This window comes from Affinirhizobium straminoryzae (assembly GCF_007004135.1).
Taxonomy (GTDB): domain Bacteria; phylum Pseudomonadota; class Alphaproteobacteria; order Rhizobiales; family Rhizobiaceae; genus Neorhizobium; species Neorhizobium straminoryzae.
The window spans coordinates 101,696-122,692 of sequence record NZ_VJMG01000047.1 but is presented as its reverse complement, the minus strand read 5'-3'; the positions used below and the strand labels follow the sequence as shown (position 1 = coordinate 122,692).

Sequence of the window (20,997 nt, the reverse complement as noted above, 5' to 3'; positions counted from 1 at the left end):
CCTCGAGGGCGGCAGCTGAAGCCATAGCAGGCGGGCTGGTGCGGGTTAAGTCACTTTACGTCACGGCCTGCCGCAGGGCCCGGCTTTTGCCGATTTTCCGCGTCGATCCCCCGGTTTGAACATGGCGCTTGAACCGGGCCTGTGATGATGTCATGGAACCAGTGAAGTTGAGGAGACTTACGCTCATTGCCGTTCATGGGGTCTTGCGTCGATGCGCCGGGCTCCGCCGTTCTGCGCGCTGTTCAACCGGCTGATTACGTTCAGGTTTCATTCAGACCTGGCGGGATAGAGGCGAGCGATGATAAAATTGGAGAAGCATGTGAACAGGTTTTCCTCGTCCGTTCGCGCATCCGGCGGCCATTGCGGGCCGCATCCGGTGTCATCCTCCATTCGTCTTCTTGCGCTTAAGGCTTTTTGCCGAACCTGATCGGGCCTTGCCCGTCGCCCTTTCGCCAAGACAGTGCCACTCATTCTTAGAAGCCGCCACGATGTCATTTCACCAGACGCCCTCTCAGACCCCGCGTGAAACGGAAGGCAAGCAGATCGACCACAACGAGGCGATCCGCGCAGTCTATCTGAATGCCGAGGAGTTGCGCAGTTGCGGCGAGGCCCTTGCCCGCGACGGCGCCCAGACGCTTCCCGGCCTGATGCCTTTCGATTTCCGCGAGCGGCACAAGGAAAACGAGAAGGAAATCCTTCGCGTCTACCGCACCACCGCCAAGGATGTGGAGGCCGGCGCCACCATCACGCCCGCGGCGGAATGGCTGCTCGACAACCACTACATAGTGGAAGAAGCGATCCAGGAAGTCCGGCGCGATTTCCCGAAGAAGTTCTATCGCCAGCTGCCGACCATCCGTATCGGTGGCATGGAGATGCCCCGCGTGCTGGCGCTCGCCTGGCTCTACGTCGCCCATACCCACAGCACGCTGAACCGCGACAACCTGACGGCGATGACCGAAGGGTTCCAGGTTCACCAGTCGCTGGAAATCGGCGAACTCTGGGCGCTGCCGTCCTTCCTGCGCTTCGTGCTGATCGAAAACCTGCGGCGCATTTCGATCCGCGTTGAAAAATCCCGCCGCATGCGCCAGCAGGCCAATGACGCAGCCGACGAGATCATCAAGCTGAACGACGAGGCGGCGTCCGCCGAGATCCTGAAGAAGATCGAGGCGCTGACGGAAGACAATACCTTCTCGACGCAGTTCCTCTATCGCCTCCGCAATGCCTCGCAGTCGCCCGCCTTTGCGATCGCCTGGCTGGAAGCGCGCCTTGAGGCGGCCGGCACCGACACCGAAGAAGTGATGATGGCGGAGCAGAACCGCCTCTCCTCCGGCAATCTCACGATGGGCAACATCATCAAGAGCCTGCGCGAGATCGATGATACCGAATGGAGCGTCTGGTTCGAGGAAGTCTGCCTTGTCGACCAGGTGCTGCGCGAGCAGAGCGACTACAACGAACTCGATTTCGGGTCGCGCAACTCCTACCGCAACCGCATCGAGAAGATCGCCCGCTATTGCGGCAAGACGGAAATCGAGGTGGCGCGTGCGGCCATCGCGCTTGCTTCGGAGGCGGCATCGGCCCCCGAGCCCGATCCGCACAAGGCCAATGTCGGCGCCTTCCTGACCGGCATGTATCGCGCCGAGCTGGAAAAACGTGTCGGTTATACGCCGAACATTGCCCAGCGCCTGCTGCGCACCGCCCAGAAGATGAACTGGTTTGCGGTGGCAATCCCGGTTCTGTTCTTCACCTTCCTGGCGCTGGCCATCGTTGGCGGCTTCCTCGCCCATGCCGGCATGAGCACGCCGGTCATCCTGCTGTTCCTGCTGATGTTCTCGCTGCCTGCCTCGGAAGGTGCGACCGGCCTCTTCAATACGCTCGTCACCTATGTGGTGAAGCCCGCGCGCCTGGTCGGCTACGAGTTCAAGGAAGGCATTCCGGAAGACGCCCGCACCCTGGTGGTGGTGCCCTGCCTGATCACCAACCGCGACACCGTCGATGAACTGGTGCGCAATCTGGAAGTCCATTATCTCGCCAACCCGCATGGCGAGATCTATTTCGCGCTGCTGAGCGACTGGCGTGACAGCTCGGTCGAGCAGACGGATGCCGATCTCGAAGTGCTCGAATATGCCCGTCGCGAGGTGGCGCTGCTGAGCGCCCGCTATGCGTTCGACGGCAAGACGCGCTTTTACCTCCTGCATCGCCGCCGCCTCTTCAACCCGTCCGAAGGTGTCTGGATGGGCTGGGAGCGCAAGCGCGGCAAGCTGCACGAATTGAACCTTTTGCTGCGCGGCGACAAGGACACGACCTACATGCCGGGCGCCAACACGGTGCCGGACAACGTGCAGTATGTCATGACGCTGGACGCCGACACGCGCCTGATGCGCGATGCGGTGACGAAGCTGGTCGGCAAGATGCACCACCCGATCAACCGCCCGGTGCACGACCCGAACTCCGGCCGTGTGATCCATGGTTACGGGCTGTTGCAGCCGCGCGTCACGCCGTCGCTCACCACCGGCAAGGATGCGTCGGTGTTCCAGCGCGTGTATTCGATCAGCCGCGGCATTGACCCTTACGTCTTCACCGTTTCCGACGTGTATCAGGACCTGACCGGCGAAGGCTCCTTCACCGGCAAGGGCCTCTACCATGTCGACGCCTTCGAGACGGCGCTGCGCGGCCGCATCGAGGAAAACGCGATCCTCAGCCACGACCTGCTCGAAGGCTCGTTCGCACGCTGCGCGCTCGTGACCGATGTCGAGCTGGTGGAAGACTTCCCCACCCGCTACGAGGTGGAAGTCTCGCGCCAGCATCGCTGGGCGCGTGGCGACTGGCAGCTCTTGCCCTACATCCTCGATCCGATGCGCGGCGTCACCGCGCTCGGCCGCTGGAAGATGGTCGACAACCTGCGTCGTTCGCTGACCCCGATCGCCTGGTTCCTGTCTTCCGTGCTCGGCTGGTACTTCATGGACCCGCTCGGTGCGCTGATCTGGCAGATCCTGCTGATCTTCTCGCTGTTCGTGGCGCCGACCCTGTCGCTGATCACCGGCCTCCTGCCGCGCTCCACCGACATCGTGCCGCGCGCGCATTTCTATTCGGTCTGGTCGGATATCCGCTCGGCCAATGCCCAGGTGGCACTGCGTATTGTCTTCATCGCCGACTCCGCCTTCATGATGATCGATGCGATCGTGCGCTCGCTCTACCGCCTGTTCGTCAGCCGCAAGCTGATGCTGGAATGGCGCACCGCCGCCAGCATCCAGTCGTCTGCGCAGGGCAGCCCGCAGGATTATTACCGCTCCATGTGGCATGCGCCGGTCGCGGCCGTGTTCGGCCTGATGCTCGCCGCGCTGCCGGATGACAATGCCTTCCTCGTCGGCCTGCCCTTCGTGCTGCTCTGGGTGCTCTCGCCGCTCGTCGCATGGTATGTCAGCCAGTCCGCCGAGACGGAAGACACGCTCTTTGTTCCGGAGGCCGTGTCCGTCGAGCTGCGCAAGATCTCGCGCCGCACCTGGCGTTACTACGAGGCGTTCGTTACCGAGGACCAGAACTTCCTGCCGCCCGACAACTTCCAGGAGAAGCCGGAGCCGATCGTCGCCAAGCGGACCTCCCCGACCAATATCGGTGTCTACCTGCTGTCGACCGTCTCGGCCCGGCATTTCGGCTGGATCAGCTTCCAGGAAACGCTGGACCGGCTGGAGAACACGATCGCGACCGTCGAGAAGATGGACAAGTATCGCGGCCACCTGTTCAACTGGTACCACACCGATACGCTCCAGACGCTTGGCCCCCGCTATGTCTCGACTGTCGACAGCGGCAACCTCGCCGGCCACCTGATCGCCGTATCCTCCGCCTGCCGCGAATGGGCGGAAGCGCCCTCGGCGCATCTGCAGGCGAGCCTCGACGGTATCGGCGATGTCGCCGGCATCCTCTCCGAGACGCTGAAAGACCTGCCGGATGACCGCAAGACGGTTCGCCCGCTGCGTCGTCGCCTGGAAGAGCGCATCGTCGGCTTCGGCAATGCGCTGGCTGCCGTCAAGCGCGAGCACGAATTCGCCTCGATCCGCATCATCAACCTTGCGGTTCTGGCGCGCGACATCCTGAAGCTGTCGACCAATCTCGACCATGAGGTCAGCTCCGCGCAGAGCACGGAAGTGACGCGCTGGTCGGAAATGCTGGTGGCAGCCTGCGAGGCGCATATCGCTGACAGCACATTCGACATGACCAACATCGAGCCGCTGCGCCAGCGCCTGATCCAGCTGCGCGACCGGGCCCGCAATCTGGCCTTTTCGATGGATTTCACCTTCCTTTACCGGAAGGATCGCCGCCTGCTGTCGATCGGCTACCGTGTCGAAAGCAACGACCTCGACGAGGCCTGCTACGACCTTCTGGCCTCTGAATGCCGCCTGACCAGTCTGTTTGCCATCGCCAAGGGTGATCTGCCGACGGAACATTGGTATCGCCTCGGCCGTCAGGTCGTGCCGATCGGTGCGCGTGGCGCACTGATCTCCTGGTCCGGCTCGATGTTCGAATATCTGATGCCGCCGCTCGTCATGCAGGAGCGTCAGGGCGGTATTCTGAACCAGACGAACAATCTGATCGTCGAGGAGCAGATGAACCATGGTCGCCGTCTGAACATCCCCTGGGGGATTTCGGAGGCCGCCTTCAATGCCCGCGACCACAACTATAACTATCAGTACACGAACTTCGGCGTGCCGACGCTTGGCCTGAAGCGCGGTCTTGGCCAGAATGCCGTCATCGCGCCCTATGCCTCGATCCTCGCCAGCCAGTACAAGCCGCTGGAAGCGCTGGAAAACCTGCAGAAGCTGCGGGCCGTCGGGGCGCTCGGCAAGTACGGCTTCCATGATGCGGTCGATTTCACCCCGACCCGCGTTCCGGAAGGCAAGCGCTGCGCCGTCGTGTTCAACTACTATGCCCACCATCATGGCATGTCGATTGCGGCCATCGCCAACGTCGTCAACAACGGCAAGCTGCGCGAACTCTTCCATGCCGATCCGGTGGTGGAAGCGGCCGAACTGCTGCTGCAGGAAAAGGCGCCGCGCGAAGTGCCGGTGATGGGCTCCAAGTACGAGCCGGAAACCCCCGGCAAGGGCCAGGCCGACCTGCTTCGGCCGGAAATCCGCACCATCCAGGATCCGGCCGGTCGCGACCGCGAAATGGTCTTCCTCTCGAACGGCCATTACTCGACCATGCTGACGGCAACCGGCACCGGCTATTCCCGCTGGAACGGCCTTGCGGTCACCCGCTGGAAGCCCGATCCGGTCGAGGATCGCTGGGGCAACTTCCTCTTCCTGCGCGATACAGCGACCGGCCAGTGGTGGTCGACGACCGCCGAGCCGCGCCGCATCGAGGGCGAGAAGGTCAAGACCGTCTTCAGCGACGAGAAGGCCGAGTTCCACAAGACGGTCGGCACGCTCGTGTCTACGGTCGAATGCATCGTCGCCACCGAGCATGATGCCGAAGGCCGCCGCCTGACGCTGCTCAACACGGGCACCGAGGACCGCTTCATCGAAGTCACCTCCTATCTGGAGCCGGTGATTGCCAACGAGGATGACGACAATGCGCATCCGGTCTTCTCGCGGATGTTCGTCCGCACCGAGATCGGCCGCCGTGGCGACGTGATCCGCGCCTGGCGCAACAAGCGCAACCCGAACGAACCGGCCATGCAGATCGCGCATCTGGCGGCCGACAATGCGGGCGCTTCGCGTCCGACCGAGTTCGAGACCGACCGTCGCCGCTTCCTCGGCCGTGGCCGCACGCTCGCCGAAGCCGCCGCCTTCGATGCGGATGCGACGCTCTCCGGCACGGATGGCTTCACGCTCGACCCGATCCTGTCGCTGCGCCGCGTCGTGCGGGTGCCGGCCGGCAAGAAGGTCAGCGTGATCTTCTGGACCATTGCGGCGCCGAGCCGCGAGGAACTGGACGTGGCGATCGAACGCTATCGTCACCCGGACTCGTTTGCGACCGAACTGACGCAGGCCTGGACTCGCGTGCAGGTGCAGATGCGCCATATCGGCGTCAACTCGCAGCAGGCCGCCGCCTTCCAGCACCTCGGCCGCTACCTTGTCTATCCGGACATGCATCTGCGCGCCGATGCCCAGACGGTGGAATCCGGTCTTGCTTCGCAGCGCCAGCTCTGGGGTCTGTCGATCTCCGGCGACCTGCCGATCTTCACGCTGCGCGTCAACGATGAAATGGACATGGAAGTCGTCAAGGAAGCCCTGTCGGCGCAGGAATATCTGCGCTCGCGCGGCGTGATGATCGATCTGGCCATCGTCAACGAAAAGCCTGCCTCCTATGCGCAGGACATGCAGCACGCGATCGACCAGATCAGTGAAAGCATCCGCCGCCTCGGCCAGACCGAAGGCCGCCAGCAGGTATTTGCGCTGCGCCGCGACCTGATGGACGACACAACCTGGGCTGCCCTGATTGCCGCCTCGCGCGTCGTCCTGCATGCCCGCAACGGCAAGATCGAGGATCAGGTGGCACGCGCCGTCGCCCTCTTCTCCGCGCCGCGCGGCGTCGAGACCGAGATGGACCGTCGCGCGCTGCTGTCGGCAGCCGATTTCGGCCGGCCGGTCGAAGCGGATGCGGGCGACCTGCAGTTCTGGAACGGCTATGGCGGCTTCGCCGACGACGGCAAGGAATATGTCGTGCGGCTGGCCGGCGGCGGCGCCACGCCGCATCCGTGGATCAACGTCATCTCCAACGAGATCTTCGGCTTCCACATTTCGGCGGAAGGCGCAGGCTTCACCTGGAGCCAGAACTCGCGCGATTACCAGCTGACGCCTTGGGCGAACGATCCGGTCGTCAACCGTCCGGGCGAGGCCTTCTACGTGACGGATCTCGAGACGGGCGTGGTCGCCACTCCGTTTGCCGCGCTGTCCCGTCGTCCCTCGGTGCGGTTCGAAACGCGCCATGGCCTCGGCTACTCGACCTTCATGTCCGAGGATGAGGGTGTGACGCTGACGCTGACGCAGACGGTGGATCGTATCCGTCCGGTCAAGTTCTCCCGCCTGGTCGTGAAGAACACCGGCACGGAGACGAAGCGCCTGCGCGTCTACGGCTATGCGGAATGGATTCTCGGCAATAACCCGCAGCGCACCCAGCCTTTCATCCTGAGCGCTCGGGACGAGGCGACGGGCACGCTGTTTGCCACCAACCCCTATAGCATCGACTACCGCCGCACGGCCTTCTTCGGCCTGGATGGCGAGGCCTCCGGCTTCACCACCAGCCGCCGCGATTTCATCGGTCGTTTCGGCACGATCGCTGCACCGACCGCGGTAACGGGTCGCTCGGCGCTCAACGGTTCGCTGGAGCCGGATGGCGCGCCCTGCGCGGCGCTCGCTCACGACATCGAGATCGCCGCCGGCGAGGAGAAGGTGGTCACCTTCTTCATGGGTGACTGCGCCAGCCGCGAGGAGGCCGCAGCGCTTGCCGCCGAGGTGAAGGCCCAGTCCTTCCACGGCGTGCTGAAGGCCACCAACGGCTTCTGGCAGGAATTTACCGGCCGCCTGAAGATCTCGACGCCCGACAAGGCGATGGATCTGATGGTCAACACCTGGCTGCCCTATCAGGCGCTCGGCTGCCGGATCCTGTCGCGCACGGCCTTCTACCAGTCGTCCGGTGCCTATGGTTTCCGCGACCAGTTGCAGGATACGCTGGCCTTCCTGATGCACGAGCCGGATCTTGCCCGTCGTCAGATCGTCAATGCCGCCAGCCGCCAGTTCAAGGAAGGCGACGTGCAGCATTGGTGGCTGCCGGGCACCGGCGCGGGTGTCCGCACCTCGATCTCCGACGACGTGGTGTGGCTTGCCTATGCGACGCATCAGTATATCCAGGCGACCGGCGATGCCGCGATCCTCGAGGAAACCACGCCCTTCCTGCAGGGTGCGGTGCTGACCGCCGGCCAGCATGATGCCTTCTTCAAGCCTGACGTGACCGACGAGCAGGCCTCGCTCTACGAGCATGCCGCCCGTGCGCTCGACCTCGCCATCAAGCGCACCGGGTCGAACGGCCTGCCGCTGATCCTCGGCGGCGACTGGAATGACGGCATGAACCGTGTCGGCGTTGGGGGTCGCGGCACCAGTGTCTGGCTGGGCTGGTTCCTGGCGGCAGCGCTGCGCCGCTTCCTGCCCTATGCCGAAGAGCGGGCCGATCAGGCACGCGTTGAACGTTGGACCGCGCATCTGGCTTCGCTGAAGCATGCGCTGGAAACGGCCGGCTGGGACGGCACCTATTATCGTCGCGGCTATTTCGACGATGGTGGCCCGCTCGGTGCCAATGGCAATCTGGAATGCGCGATCGACTCGCTCGGCCAGTCGTGGAGCGTGCTCTCCGGCGAAGGTGACCCGGCTCGCCAGCAGCAGGCGATGAATGCGGTCATGGAGAAGCTGGTCGATGAACAGGATGGCCTGATTCGCCTCTTCACGCCGGCCTTTGCCACCACCCCGAAGGACCCCGGCTATATCAAGGCCTATCCTCCGGGCGTGCGCGAAAACGGCGGCCAGTATACGCATGCGGCCATCTGGGTCGTGCTGGCGCTGGCAGCCCTGAAGCGCGGGGACGATGCCTGGAAGGCCTTCAAGCTATTGAACCCGGTCAACCATGCGCTCGATCGCGCGGCTGCAGACCATTACCGCGTCGAACCCTATGTCGTGGCCGCGGACGTCTACGGCGTCGGGGACCTCACTGGCCGCGGTGGCTGGACCTGGTATACCGGTTCTGCCGGCTGGCTCTACCGTGCTGCCGTCGAAGGCATTCTTGGCATCCGCCGTGAAGGTGACCGTCTCTTCATCCGTCCGGTCCTGCCGACGGAGTGGAACGGCTTCTCGGCCGAGCTGACGCTGGATGACAAGACCTATGCGATCGCCGTCGAGATGGCGAATGGCGAGGCGCGTGTCACCGTCAACGGTGCGACCGTGGCGGCCGAGGACGGCTTCCGCCTCGGCTGACCGGTGGAGCGATCCATCAAACGGAAAGGCCCCGGATCCATCGATCCGGGGCCTTTTCCGTGGAGGGTTTCCTGCGGGGAAGGCGTTGCCGTCAGGGGGCAGCGGTTTCGAAGAAGCGCCAGATCGCGTCGGTGGCGTTTACCGCATAGGAGATCTTGCCGAGCTGCTTTTGGTAGCGCAGCAGCGCGGTGGAGGAGGGCCAGGTGTGCCCGCCATCGCTGATCACGGTGGAGACGATGCGGGCCTTGCCGGCGCAGTTCTCATACCGGACGGTGCGCACCGTCCCGTTTTCAGTAACGGTCGGCTCCCCCTTGCAGCCGTCGAGTTCCGTCCAGCGCTGCAGCGCGGCTTGCGCTCCATACTGCCAGTAGGGCAGGCCGCCGCCGTCGAAGGGGTTGATCTTGTCCTGCCGCCCCGCGAAGGCAATCAGCGAAAGGGGGCGGGCCGGCTTGCACGTCTCGCTGTCCGGCGCCCATGTGCCCGCCGTCTCCTTCGGATAGCCGGCGCGAAGCCCGACCACGAAGCCCGCCGCGGCAAAGTCCGTGGTTCCGTTGCAGATATATTGCGAAAGCACGCGTCCGCCGCCGGAATAGCCCGTGCCGAAAATTTTCGTATCGTCGACGCAGAACGTGTCCTCGACCGCCCTGATCGCATCGTGGATGAAGGCCATGTCGTCCGGCCCGCCGGGGGCGGTCACGCCCGGCGCGTTCCAGGAAAAGGTGTCCGGCTTCTGTCCCGGCATCAGGCCTTGCGGCGCCACCGCGATGAAGCCTTTGGCTTCAGCGACGCGCTCCCATTCGCTGCGGTCCAGCTGCTCGTTGGCGCTGCTGGTGCTGCCGTGGAAATCGAAGACCACCGGAACCTTGCGGCTGCCGTCATAGCCGGACGGGATGAAATAGGCGATCTGCCTGACCTTGTCGCCCGAACGGATCTCCATCATGGCGCGGCCCGGATCCTGCGGCGTGCTGCAGCCGGCGGCCGAGGCCGTTCCGGCAATGCCCAAAAGACTCGTCATGGCGACAAGGCCCGACGCCGCCATTTTTCTCATGGTGTGATGCATCTGCTCCTCCCAGCGTCGCCTCCGGCCGCTCCTCAAGAGCGGCAGGCCAGCTCCATAAACTAACCGACTATACGGTAGGTATAGTCGGTCATTGATAGAGCCGAGCGTGCGCGGGGTAAAGGGCTGGCTGCGTGTGCCGGTGTCCAGGAGGACGGCGGGACCGGTCAGGCCTTCTGGCCGACGGGTGCCAGCGTCAGTACGGGGCGGGTGTCATCGGTCAGGATGCCGCTCGTCTTGAGCAGCGAGGCAAAGCGGCCACCGAGTGCGGACAGTTCGTCATAGGTGCCCTTTTCGATGACGCGGCCATGATCGAGGAACAGCACGACATCCGCGTCGCGGATGGTCGACAGACGATGGGCGATGATGAAGGTCGTGCGGTCCTTGCGCAGACGGTCGATCGCTTCCTTGACCCGGGCCTCCGTCTCCACGTCCAGCGCGCTGGTCGCCTCGTCCAGCACCAGGATCGGGGCGTTCTTCAGGATGGCGCGTGCGATGGCGATGCGCTGTCGCTCGCCTCCGGACAGGCGGTTGCCACGTTCGCCGACTTCGGTTTCGAAGCCGGCCAGACGGCTTTCGATGAATTCGGTCGCGGCTGCCGCCTCGGCGGCGGCGACAACCTCCCGCTCGCTGGCATCCTCACGGCCGAGCCGGATGTTTTCGGTGATCGAGCGGTTCAAAAGGCCGGCATCCTGGAAGACGGTGGCAATCGAATGGCGTAGCGACTTGCGGGTGACGGTCGCGATATCGGTGCCGTCGATCAGGATCTGGCCCTGCTGCGGATCGTAGACGCGCTGAAGGAGGTTGACGAGCGTGGTCTTGCCGGCGCCGGTCGGTCCGACGATCGCCACCGTCTGCCCTGCGCGCGCGGTAAAGGATACATCCCGCACCCCTTGCGTGGTATTGGCGAAATCGAAGGAGACGTTGCGGAACTCCACTTCGCCGCGGACATGGGCAAGCTCGGCAGCGCCGACCGGCTCCTCCCGCTCCTTGACGGAATCTTCCAGACGGAAAAAGTCCTCGAGCTTGGAACGAGCCTCGAAGATCTGCGTGGCAAACTGGCGCAGCAGGTCGAGACGGCCAATCAGCAGGTTGGCAAAGCCGATGAAGGCAATGACGTCGCCGACCTTGATCTCGCCATTGCGCACCAGCACCACGCCGATGATCAGGATGATCAGCATGGACACGGTGGAGGCGATGCGGTTGAGCGCACTGGCGATCGCCCACCAGTCCAGTACCGGGTACTGGGCGGCGAGCAGTCGCTCTGTGAAGCCCTTCAGGGCCCGCGTTTCGGCCTCGATGCGGTTGTAACTGTGCAGCACGGTCACATTGCTGATGGAATCGCTGACATGCGAGAAGACCGTGTGGTAGTGCCCCTCGACCGAGGCCTGGCCTTCCTTGGTGCGGTTCATCACCGTGCGGCCGATGATCCAGTAGAGCACGCCGAGCACGATCAGCACCGAACTCAGGCGCCAGTCCATGGCGAGCGCCGTCGGCAGCATCAGGCCGAGCGCCACGATGGTGGAGAGATGCGTGCGCATGAACTCCAGCCAAAGGCCAAACAGGGTTTCGCTGGCGCGCAGCAGCGTGTGCAGCGCATTCGAGGTGCCGCGCTGGTGATGCCAGGCGAGCGGCATGGAAATGATGCGCCCGAAGGCTTCGGTCAACAGTGTGGCACGGCGGCCATGCGCCAGGCGGTCCGCCTCGCGCGCCACCAGCACATAGGCGAGCGTGTTGAAGACACCGAAACCGCCCCATAGCAGCAGGATCGGCGTCACGTCGCCGCCGCCCGAAATCGCATCGATGATGCGGCCGAACAGGATCGGTTCCGCAATGGTGATGACTGCCAAGACGATGTTTGCGACGACCACGAGCGACACGCGAATCCGGCTGGATCCGAGATATTTCAGAGCGCGGGCATAGACTTGGAACAGACTCAACGGTGTGACCTCGGTGTGACGTCGATATGTATAATGGCCCCGCACCGGTAGCACGTCGCACCTGTATGCAATGTGAACGGGGTCCCGCCCAGCCTGTGGAGCAATATTGCGCAAAAACGGGATCATGCAAGAACAGGCTTGCAATCTGTGCGAGAATGGCGCCCACTGTGAGCGATGTCGAACTTTTCTCGGTCACGGACACGGCAGATAAAGGTTTGATTATACACGTGAAAATAATAAAGTTCTAACATTAGGGGCCGCGATTTATGCGGCAGGGGGTCTGAGTGAAAATTCACTCAATTCTGCAGCTCTTGATATTAATCAACGAAACGAAGACGCCGGCAGAACTGACGCGGGAACTGGAAGCGCTTCTTTCCATCTATGATTTTGACTTCTACGGTATCTGGCTGAACCAGAAGCCGAATTCCGATCAGGCCAATCTCATGCTCGCCGGTCACTGGCCGGAAGGCTGGCGCAAGACCTATGCGACCAAGAAATACGGGTTGATCGATCCGATGCGGCGCATGCTGATGGTGGCGCAGAGGCCGTTCCGCTGGCGCGATGCGGTCGAGACCTTCCGCGAGGATCCCTATCATAAGCGGACCGCAAGAATGCTGCAGGATGCGGCGCGCTACCGCATTCTCGATGGCTACACATTCCCGATCCACGGCCGGACCGGCTTGCTCGGTCAGGTTGCCATCGGTGGCCGGCCGGTTGATCTTTCTCCGGCTGAACTGTCCCTTTTTGATACCGCGGCGCGACGACTGTTCTGGCGCCTGCTGGAACTGCAGGGCGCCGCAGTCGAACTGGAGCGTAGCGCCGGCCATGATACGGAGCTCACCAAACGGCAGATGGAGGTTCTTTCGTTGCTGGCCGATGGCATGACGTCCAACGAGATCGCCCGCGAGCTGCAGATCTCCAGTCATACCGTCGACTGGTACATCAACGTCATCCAGGAGAAGTTCAACGCCAAGAATCGCCAGCATGTGATTGCCATGGCATTTCGTCTCGGACTGGTCAGCTGACGCGAAGCTGACACAAATTTGGTCTCTCACACCGGCTGGAAATTGAACTTCGCCAAAAAGCCGGTAATGATCTTCTTCGCGGGTGCAGCATGCCCGCGAAAGCGAGTGGGAGATCGTCTTGAAGATATCGAAAATTCTTGTCGCCAACCGGTCCGAAATTGCCATCCGCGTGTTTCGCGCGGCTAATGAGCTCGGCATAAAAACGGTTGCGATCTGGGCAGAGGAAGACAAGCTTTCACTGCACCGGTTCAAGGCGGACGAGAGTTATCAGGTTGGCCGGGGCCCGCATCTGGCCCGCGATCTCGGTCCCATCGAAAGCTATCTCTCCATTGCCGAAGTGATTCGCGTCGCCAAGCAGTCCGGCGCCGACGCCATTCATCCGGGCTATGGTCTTCTGTCTGAAAGCCCGGAATTCGTCGAGGCCTGCAACGATGCAGGCATTATCTTCATCGGCCCGACGGCCGAGACCATGCGCAAGCTGGGCAACAAGGTGGCGGCGCGCAATCTGGCGATTTCCGTTGGCGTTCCGGTCGTGCCGGCGACGGAGCCTCTGCCTGACGACATGGATGTGGTCCGCAAGATGGCCGCCGAGATCGGCTATCCCGTCATGCTCAAGGCCTCCTGGGGGGGCGGTGGTCGCGGCATGCGCGTCATCCGCTCGGAAGCGGACCTTGCCAAGGAGGTGACCGAGGCCAAGCGAGAGGCGATGGCCGCCTTCGGCAAGGACGAGGTTTATCTGGAAAAGCTCGTCGAGCGTGCCCGCCACGTGGAAAGCCAGATTCTTGGCGATACGCACGGCCATGTCGTGCATCTCTTCGAGCGTGACTGCTCCATCCAGCGCCGCAACCAGAAGGTCGTCGAGCGCGCACCGGCGCCGTATCTTTCGGAGGCGCAGCGACAGGAGCTGGCCGGTTACTCGCTGAAGATCGCGGCCGCCACGAACTATATCGGCGCCGGTACCGTCGAATATCTGATGGATGCCGATACCGGGAAATTCTATTTCATCGAGGTCAATCCGCGCATCCAGGTCGAGCATACGGTCACCGAAGTCGTCACCGGCATCGATATCGTCAAGGCGCAGATCCACATTCTCGAAGGCGAGGCGATCGGCACGCCGGAATCGGGCGTTCCAGCCCAGGAGAACATCCGTCTCAACGGCCATGCGCTGCAGTGCCGCATCACGACGGAGGATCCGGAGCAGAACTTCATTCCGGATTACGGGCGTATCACCGCCTACCGCTCCGCAGCCGGCTTCGGCATCCGTCTTGATGGCGGCACGGCCTATACCGGCGCGATCATCACCCGCTACTACGATCCGCTGCTGGTCAAGGTCACGGCCTCGGGCGGAACCCCGCAGGAAGCGATCAGCCGCATGGACCGGGCGCTGCGCGAATTCCGCATCCGCGGCGTCGCAACAAACCTCACCTTCCTCGAAGCGATCATCGGCCACCCGAACTTCCGCGACAATTCCTATACCACCCGCTTCATCGACACGACGCCGGAACTGTTCCAGCAGGTGAAGCGCCAGGACCGCGCCACCAAGCTGCTCACCTACCTCGCCGACGTGACCGTCAACGGCCATCCGGAAACCAAGGGCCGGCCCAAGCCGTCGGAGAAGGCGCCGAAGCCCGTCGTGCCCTATATCGAGGGGGAGGTTCACCCCGGCACCCGGCAGAAGCTCGAGGAGCTGGGCCCGAAGGGCTTTGCCGCCTGGATGCGTGCCCAGCCGCAGGTGCTGCTGACCGATACGACGATGCGCGACGGCCATCAGTCGCTGCTCGCCACCCGCATGCGAACCCATGACATTGCCCGTATCGCGCCGGTCTATGCCCGCGCACTGCCGAACCTCTTCTCGCTGGAATGCTGGGGCGGGGCGACCTTCGACGTCTCCATGCGCTTCCTGACGGAAGATCCGTGGGAACGCCTGGCGCTGATCCGCGAAGGGGCGCCGAACTTCCTGCTGCAGATGCTGCTGCGCGGCGCGAACGGCGTCGGCTACACCAACTATCCGGACAATGTGGTGAAATACTTCGTCCGGCAGGCCGCCAAGGGCGGCATCGATCTGTTCCGCGTGTTTGACTGCCTGAACTGGGTCGAAAACATGCGCGTTTCGATGGACGCCATTCAGGACGAGAACAAGCTCTGCGAGGCGACGATCTGCTATACCGGCGATCTGCTGAACAGCGCGCGGCCCAAGTACGATCTCAAATATTACACAGCTCTGGCCGCCGAGCTGGAACAGGCCGGCGCCCATATCATCGCGGTGAAGGACATGGCGGGCCTCCTGAAGCCGGCCGCCGCCCGCGTGCTGTTCAAGGCGCTGCGCGAGGCGACCGACCTGCCGATCCATTTCCACACACATGACACCTCGGGCATCGCGGCCGCGACCGTTCTCGCCGCCGTCGAAGCGGGCGTCGATGCGGTGGATGCGGCCATGGACGCCTTCTCCGGCAATACCTCGCAGCCCTGCCTCGGTTCGATCGTCGAGGCGCTGTCCGGCACCGAGCGTGATCCCGGCCTTGATCCCGCCTGGATCCGCCGCATTTCCTTCTACTGGGAAGCGGTGCGCCACCAGTATGCAGCCTTCGAGAGCGACCTCAAGGGGCCGGCCTCGGAAGTCTATCTGCATGAAATGCCGGGCGGCCAGTTCACCAACCTCAAGGAACAGGCCCGTTCGCTGGGGCTCGAGACGCGCTGGCACGAGGTCGCCCAGACCTATGCCGACGTCAACCAGATGTTCGGCGATATCGTGAAGGTGACGCCTTCTTCCAAGGTCGTCGGCGACATGGCGCTGATGATGGTGGCGCAGGATCTCACCGTTGCCGATGTCGAGAACCCCGACAGGGATATCGCCTTCCCGGATTCCGTCGTCTCCATGCTGAAGGGCGATCTCGGCCAGCCTCCGGGCGGCTGGCCGGAAGCGCTGCAGAAGAAGGCGCTGAAGGGTGACACGCCCTATACCGCCCGTCCCGGTTCGCTGCTGAAGGAGGCCGATCTGGCGGCCGAGCGCAAGGCGATCGAGGATAAGCTCGGCCGTCCCGTCGATGACTTCGAATTCGCCTCGTATCTCATGTATCCGAAGGTCTTCACCGATTTTGCGCTGGCCGCCGATACCTATGGCCCGGTCTCGGTTCTGCCGACGCCCGCCTATTTCTACGGCATGGCGGATGGCGAGGAACTGTTCGCCGACATCGAGAAGGGCAAGACGCTGGTCATCGTCAACCAGGCGGCCAGTGCGCCCGATGCACAGGGTCTCGTCACCGTCTTCTTCGAACTGAACGGTCAGCCGCGCCGCATCAAGGTGCCGGATCGCAGCCGGGCTGCCACCAGCATCGCCCGCCGCAAGGCCGAAGCCGGCAATGCCGCCCATCTCGGTGCGCCGATGCCGGGCGTCATTTCCCGGGTCTTCGTCGCTCCCGGCCAGAAGGTGAAGGCTGGCGATGTGCTGCTCTCCATCGAGGCGATGAAGATGGAAACGGCGCTGCATGCCGAAAAGGATGGCGATGTGGCGGAAGTGCTGGTGAAGGCCGGCGACCAGATCGACGCCAAGGATCTGCTGATCACCTACACCGCCTGATCCGGTCCCAGGACGTATCGCAGGATGCAATGGCATCCTGCGAAAGACTTGCGCCACCAGCCTTCTCCCTGCTCGACGGGGAGAGGGAATGTAGACCGTTGCCGCGCTGCACATCACGTGCCGCCGCCCCATAGCGCCTCGGATGTCCTCTGCCGGGTTTCGCCGTTGCGGCCCACCCATTGTACTCTCTTTTTCGTCACGGGCCGTCCCGCTCACGAAACGTGACGGGCTGCCGGCTTTTGTGGCTTGAATGCCCGTTTGTGCACGTTTATCCGTATTTCTGCGTGAAGTTGCGGAGAGCGTGATGACGGATCTGATGGTGCAGGAAAGGCAGGTGGAAATCCTGCGCCGTCTGAGGCAGGACGGACGGGTGGTTGCCGCTACGCTGGCCAGCCTGTTCGGCGTGTCGGAAGACACCATCCGGCGCGATCTGCGCGACATGGCAACGGCCGGTCTCTGCGAGCGGGTCTATGGGGGTGCGCTTGCCATTGGTCCCGGCCGCACGACGCTGAAACACCGTATCGGGGTTGCCGCGGAGCGCAAGAAGGCGTTGGCCGTGGCGGCGGTGTCGCTGGTCCCGGCGCAATGCCTCGTCTATTTCGACGCGGGCAGCACCAATCTTGCCATTGCCGAAGCCTTGCCGGAGGATCTGGCGGTCGCTGCCGCCACCAATTCCCCGGCCATTGCGCTTGCCCTGCAGGAAAAGCCGCTTGCGGAGGTGATCCTGATCGGCGGCAGTCTCGACCGGGTGGCCGGCGGTTCTGTCGGTGCCCGCGCCATTGAAGCCATGGCGCAGATCCGCCCGGATCTCTGCTTCATCGGCACCTGCGGGATCGATCCGGATGGTGCATTGTCCGCCTTCGGTCTGGAGGATGCTGCCTTCAAGCAGTTCGTGGCCGCCCGCAGCCGCAAGGTCGCTGTCGCCGCCACGCGCGAAAAATTCGAGGTCTCGGCCCCCTATGCGGTGGCTGCGGCCGACCAATATCACTGCCTGCTGACCGAACCGGATGTCGATCCGGTGCGGCTGCGGCCTGTTCGGGATGCCGGCTGCGAAATCATCTTGGCCGGGATGTGAGGGGCTTGGACACCCCGGGGAGAGAGAGCATTGCAATGACCGATAATCCAGCCGTGACCGGCACGCTTGCCCGCGCGCCCATCATCACCCGCGCGCGCGCAGCCGTGGCGCTGATGTTCCTGATGAACGGTTTCCTGATCGGCGCCTGGGCGCCCAAGATTCCCGAATTCGCCAGCCGCCTCTCGCTCAGCGAAGCGGCCCTTGGCCTGATGATCCTCGTCTTCGGCGTGGGCTCCATCGTGATGATGCCGATCGCTGGCATCCAGATCGCCCGGCTTGGTTCTGCCTGGGTGACGCGCATTACGGCAATTCTGGTGCTGCCGACGCTCATACTCCTCAGCCTTGTCGGCAGCATCTGGGCCGGTGCCATCGCCATCTTTCTGTTCGGTGGCCTGATTGGTGCCATGGATGTCTCGATGAACGCCAATGCGGTCGCCACCGAAAAGCAGATGCGCCGCTCCATCATGTCTTCCTGCCATGCCTTCTGGAGCCTCGGTGGCCTGCTGGGGTCGGCGACCGGCGGCGTGCTGATGGCCTGGCTTGGTGTCGTCGGACACAGTCTGCTCGTGACCTTCCTCGCCGCCGCCATGGTGGCCCTTGCCTGGCCGATGATGCTGCTGGACCAGCCGCATCCCGAGGCGGTCAAGGACAAGGTGCGTCTGCCGATGACGCCGCTGCCCTGGCTGATCGGTCTCGTGGCGCTGTTCAGCATGATTCCGGAAGGAGCGATCCTCGATTGGGGCGCGCTCTATTTCCGCAACGAGCTGGGCGCCTCCGTGCAGCTCTCCGGCCTTGCCTTCGGCGCCTTCTCGCTCACCATGGCGACCATGCGCTTTGCCGGCGATCTGGTGCGAGACCGGTTCGGTGCGGTCAATACGCTGCGCTTCTGCACGGTGGCCTCGATCCTCGGCCTGCTGACGGCCGGCTTCGCCACCGGCCCGGCCATGGCCATTCTCGGCTTTGCGATTGCCGGCATCGGCATTTCCAACATGGTGCCGATCGCCTTTTCGGCGGCCGGCAACCTGCCGGGCATGGCGCAGGGCATCGGCCTCTCGGTCGTCACCACGATGGGCTATTCAGGCATCCTGGTGGCGCCGTCCGCCATCGGCTTCATTGCCGAGCATACGGGACTTGCCATGATCTTCATTGGCCTCCCGGCGTTGCATCTGGTGGTGCTGGCGCTGTCCGGTCTTGCCCGTCATGCCGATCGGGCCGCAGGTGGTGGTCATTAGGGAGCAACAGCTGCGAATGTGATCCGGTGCGGGTGTTGACAAGCCCCCGCGCTTGATCCACCTGAAAGGCACTTTTGCTCCAAGTGTGAGATCGAAGATGGCTGCCGATTACGAACCCAAACCGCGTCGTGCCTCCGTTGCCGTCGATGTGGGCGGCGTTATCGTCGGCGGCGGTGCGCCGGTCGTCGTCCAGTCGATGACCAATACCGATACGGCCGATGTCGATGCGACCGTCGCCCAGGTGGCGGCGCTTTACCGGGCCGGCTCGGAAATCGTCCGCATCACGGTCGACCGCGACGAAAGTGCGGCCGCCGTTCCAAAAATCCGCGAACGGCTGCTCCGGCTTGGCATGGATGTGCCGCTGATCGGCGACTTCCACTATATCGGTCACAAGCTGCTGGCCGATCATCCGGCCTGTGCGGAAGCGCTGGCGAAATACCGCATCAATCCCGGCAATGTCGGCTTCAAGGACAAGAAGGACAAGCAGTTTGCCGAGATCATCGAAATGGCGATCCGCTACGACAAGCCGGTACGCATCGGCGTCAACTGGGGCTCGCTCGACCAGGATCTTCTGACGCGCCTGATGGACGAGAACCAGCAGGCCGGCTCGCCGCTCTCGGCACGCCAGGTCATGCATGAGGCGATCTGTCAGTCGGCGCTCCTGTCGGCGGAACTCGCCGAAGAGATCGGCCTGCCGCGCAATCGCATCATTCTCTCGGCCAAGGTCAGCCAGGTGCAGGATCTGATCGCGGTCTATTCCATGCTGTCCGAGCGTTCGAACCACGCTCTCCATCTCGGCCTCACGGAGGCCGGCATGGGCTCCAAGGGCATCGTCGCCTCCTCGGCGGCCATGGGCTATGTGCTGCAGCAAGGGATCGGCGATACGATCCGCGTCTCGCTGACGCCGGAGCCGAACGGCGACCGCACCCGCGAGGTGCAGGTGGCGCAGGAACTGCTGCAGGTCATGGGCTTCCGCCAGTTCGTGCCGGTCGTCGCGGCCTGCCCCGGCTGCGGCCGCACCACCTCCACCGTCTTCCAGGAACTTGCCCAGCGCATCCAGGAGGACATCCGCAAGAACATGCCGGTCTGGCGCGAGAAATATCCGGGCGTGGAAGCGCTGAACGTGGCCGTCATGGGCTGCATCGTCAACGGACCGGGCGAAAGCAAGCATGCCGATATCGGCATTTCGCTGCCGGGCACCGGCGAGACGCCCGCCGCGCCCGTCTTTATCGACGGCAGGAAGGCACTCACCCTGCGCGGGCCGAACATTGCCGCGGATTTCGAGGCGCTGGTGATCGATTACATCGAAAAGCGGTTCGGCCAGAAGACGGCTGCCGAATAAGGGCAACATGCGCGTTTCGACAGTGGCTGGACGTCCTCGTTATTGCCGCAATTCGTGGTGATGGAAGTCAGACCGATATGACGGGGACGAAGATTCGATGCTGAAGAAAATTGTGCTTGTCGCGATGTGCGCGACCTATCTTTCCGCCTGCACCACGACCGACCCCTATACGGGTCAGCAGAAGACCTCCAACCTTGCGGGCGGTGCCGCCATCGGTGCCGGTCTCGGCGCGCTGGCGGGTCTTGCCGTCGGCGGTTCGGCGCATGGCCGCCGTGATGCCGCGCTGATTGGCGCCGGCATCGGCGCGCTCGCCGGCGGCGCCATCGGCAATTACATGGACCAGCAGGAATCCGAGCTGCGCGCCCAGCTGCAGGGTACCGGCGTATCCGTCACCCGCGTCGGCGACCGCATCGTTCTCAACATGCCCTCCAACATCACCTTCCCGACGGATCAGGATCAGGTGCTGCCGGGCTTCTATGCAACGCTGAACTCGGTTGCCATCGTGCTGAACAAGTTCAACCGCACCTATATCGACGTGAACGGCCACACCGATTCGACCGGTAGCGTGGCGCATAACCAGGGCCTCTCCGAGCGTCGCGCGGCTTCCGTCGCCAACTATCTCGGTTCGCGCGGCGTCGACCAGCGCCGCATGTCGACGATGGGCTTTGGCGCCTCGCAGCCGGTGGCCTCCAACGCCACGCCGGACGGCCGCGCCCAGAACCGCCGCGTCGAAGTGCAGATTGCGCCGATCACCAACAACGGTTGACCGATCGCTTTCATTGGCCA

General features: G+C 63.6%; 9 protein-coding genes. 7 read left to right on the top strand and 2 right to left on the bottom strand.

Annotated features, from left to right (window positions below):
• Nucleotides 1-488: 488 nt before the first annotated feature.
• A complete protein-coding gene (locus tag FNA46_RS16510; protein WP_143126300.1) occupies nt 489-8,963 on the top strand; it encodes a GH36-type glycosyl hydrolase domain-containing protein in 8,475 nt (2,824 codons plus the stop codon).
• 91 nt (nt 8,964-9,054) lie between these two features.
• Here the strand turns inward: FNA46_RS16510 and FNA46_RS16505 are convergent, their stop codons facing one another.
• On the bottom strand, nt 9,055-10,023 hold the full coding sequence (locus tag FNA46_RS16505) for a CE1 family esterase (protein ID WP_143126299.1): 969 nt from the start codon (nt 10,021-10,023) through the stop codon (nt 9,055-9,057).
• Between the two features lie 164 nt (nt 10,024-10,187).
• The gene (locus FNA46_RS16500; RefSeq protein WP_143126298.1) at nt 10,188-11,960 is read right to left on the bottom strand and encodes a glucan ABC transporter ATP-binding protein/ permease; all 1,773 of its coding nucleotides are present in this window, start codon (nt 11,958-11,960) and stop codon (nt 10,188-10,190) included.
• A 284-nt stretch (nt 11,961-12,244) separates the two neighbouring features.
• On the opposite strand from FNA46_RS16500, the gene FNA46_RS16495 reads away from it, so the two are divergent.
• The 6 genes from FNA46_RS16495 to FNA46_RS16470 all read left to right on the top strand — a co-directional run bounded on the left by FNA46_RS16495 (nt 12,245) and on the right by FNA46_RS16470 (nt 20,977).
• Nucleotides 12,245-12,985 carry a helix-turn-helix transcriptional regulator gene (locus FNA46_RS16495; protein ID WP_143126297.1) on the top strand — a complete coding sequence of 247 codons (741 nt, stop codon included), beginning with the start codon at nt 12,245-12,247 and terminating at the stop codon, nt 12,983-12,985.
• Between the two features lie 118 nt (nt 12,986-13,103).
• Nucleotides 13,104-16,562, top strand: a complete 3,459-nt coding sequence (gene pyc / locus FNA46_RS16490; protein ID WP_143126296.1) for a pyruvate carboxylase — start codon at nt 13,104-13,106, stop codon at nt 16,560-16,562.
• A 304-nt stretch (nt 16,563-16,866) separates the two neighbouring features.
• The gene (locus FNA46_RS16485; RefSeq protein ID WP_143126295.1) at nt 16,867-17,637 is read left to right on the top strand and encodes a DeoR/GlpR family DNA-binding transcription regulator; all 771 of its coding nucleotides are present in this window, start codon (nt 16,867-16,869) and stop codon (nt 17,635-17,637) included.
• A 35-nt stretch (nt 17,638-17,672) separates the two neighbouring features.
• A complete protein-coding gene (locus FNA46_RS16480; protein ID WP_143126294.1) occupies nt 17,673-18,869 on the top strand; it encodes an MFS transporter in 1,197 nt (398 codons plus the stop codon).
• A 97-nt stretch (nt 18,870-18,966) separates the two neighbouring features.
• Nucleotides 18,967-20,211, top strand: coding sequence for a flavodoxin-dependent (E)-4-hydroxy-3-methylbut-2-enyl-diphosphate synthase (gene ispG / locus FNA46_RS16475; protein ID WP_143126293.1), 1,245 nt, complete (start codon nt 18,967-18,969; stop codon nt 20,209-20,211).
• Nucleotides 20,212-20,308: 97 nt separating this feature from the next.
• The gene (locus FNA46_RS16470) at nt 20,309-20,977 is read left to right on the top strand and encodes a YiaD family glycine zipper/OmpA-like lipoprotein (RefSeq protein WP_143126292.1); all 669 of its coding nucleotides are present in this window, start codon (nt 20,309-20,311) and stop codon (nt 20,975-20,977) included.
• Nucleotides 20,978-20,997: the final 20 nt, after the last annotated feature.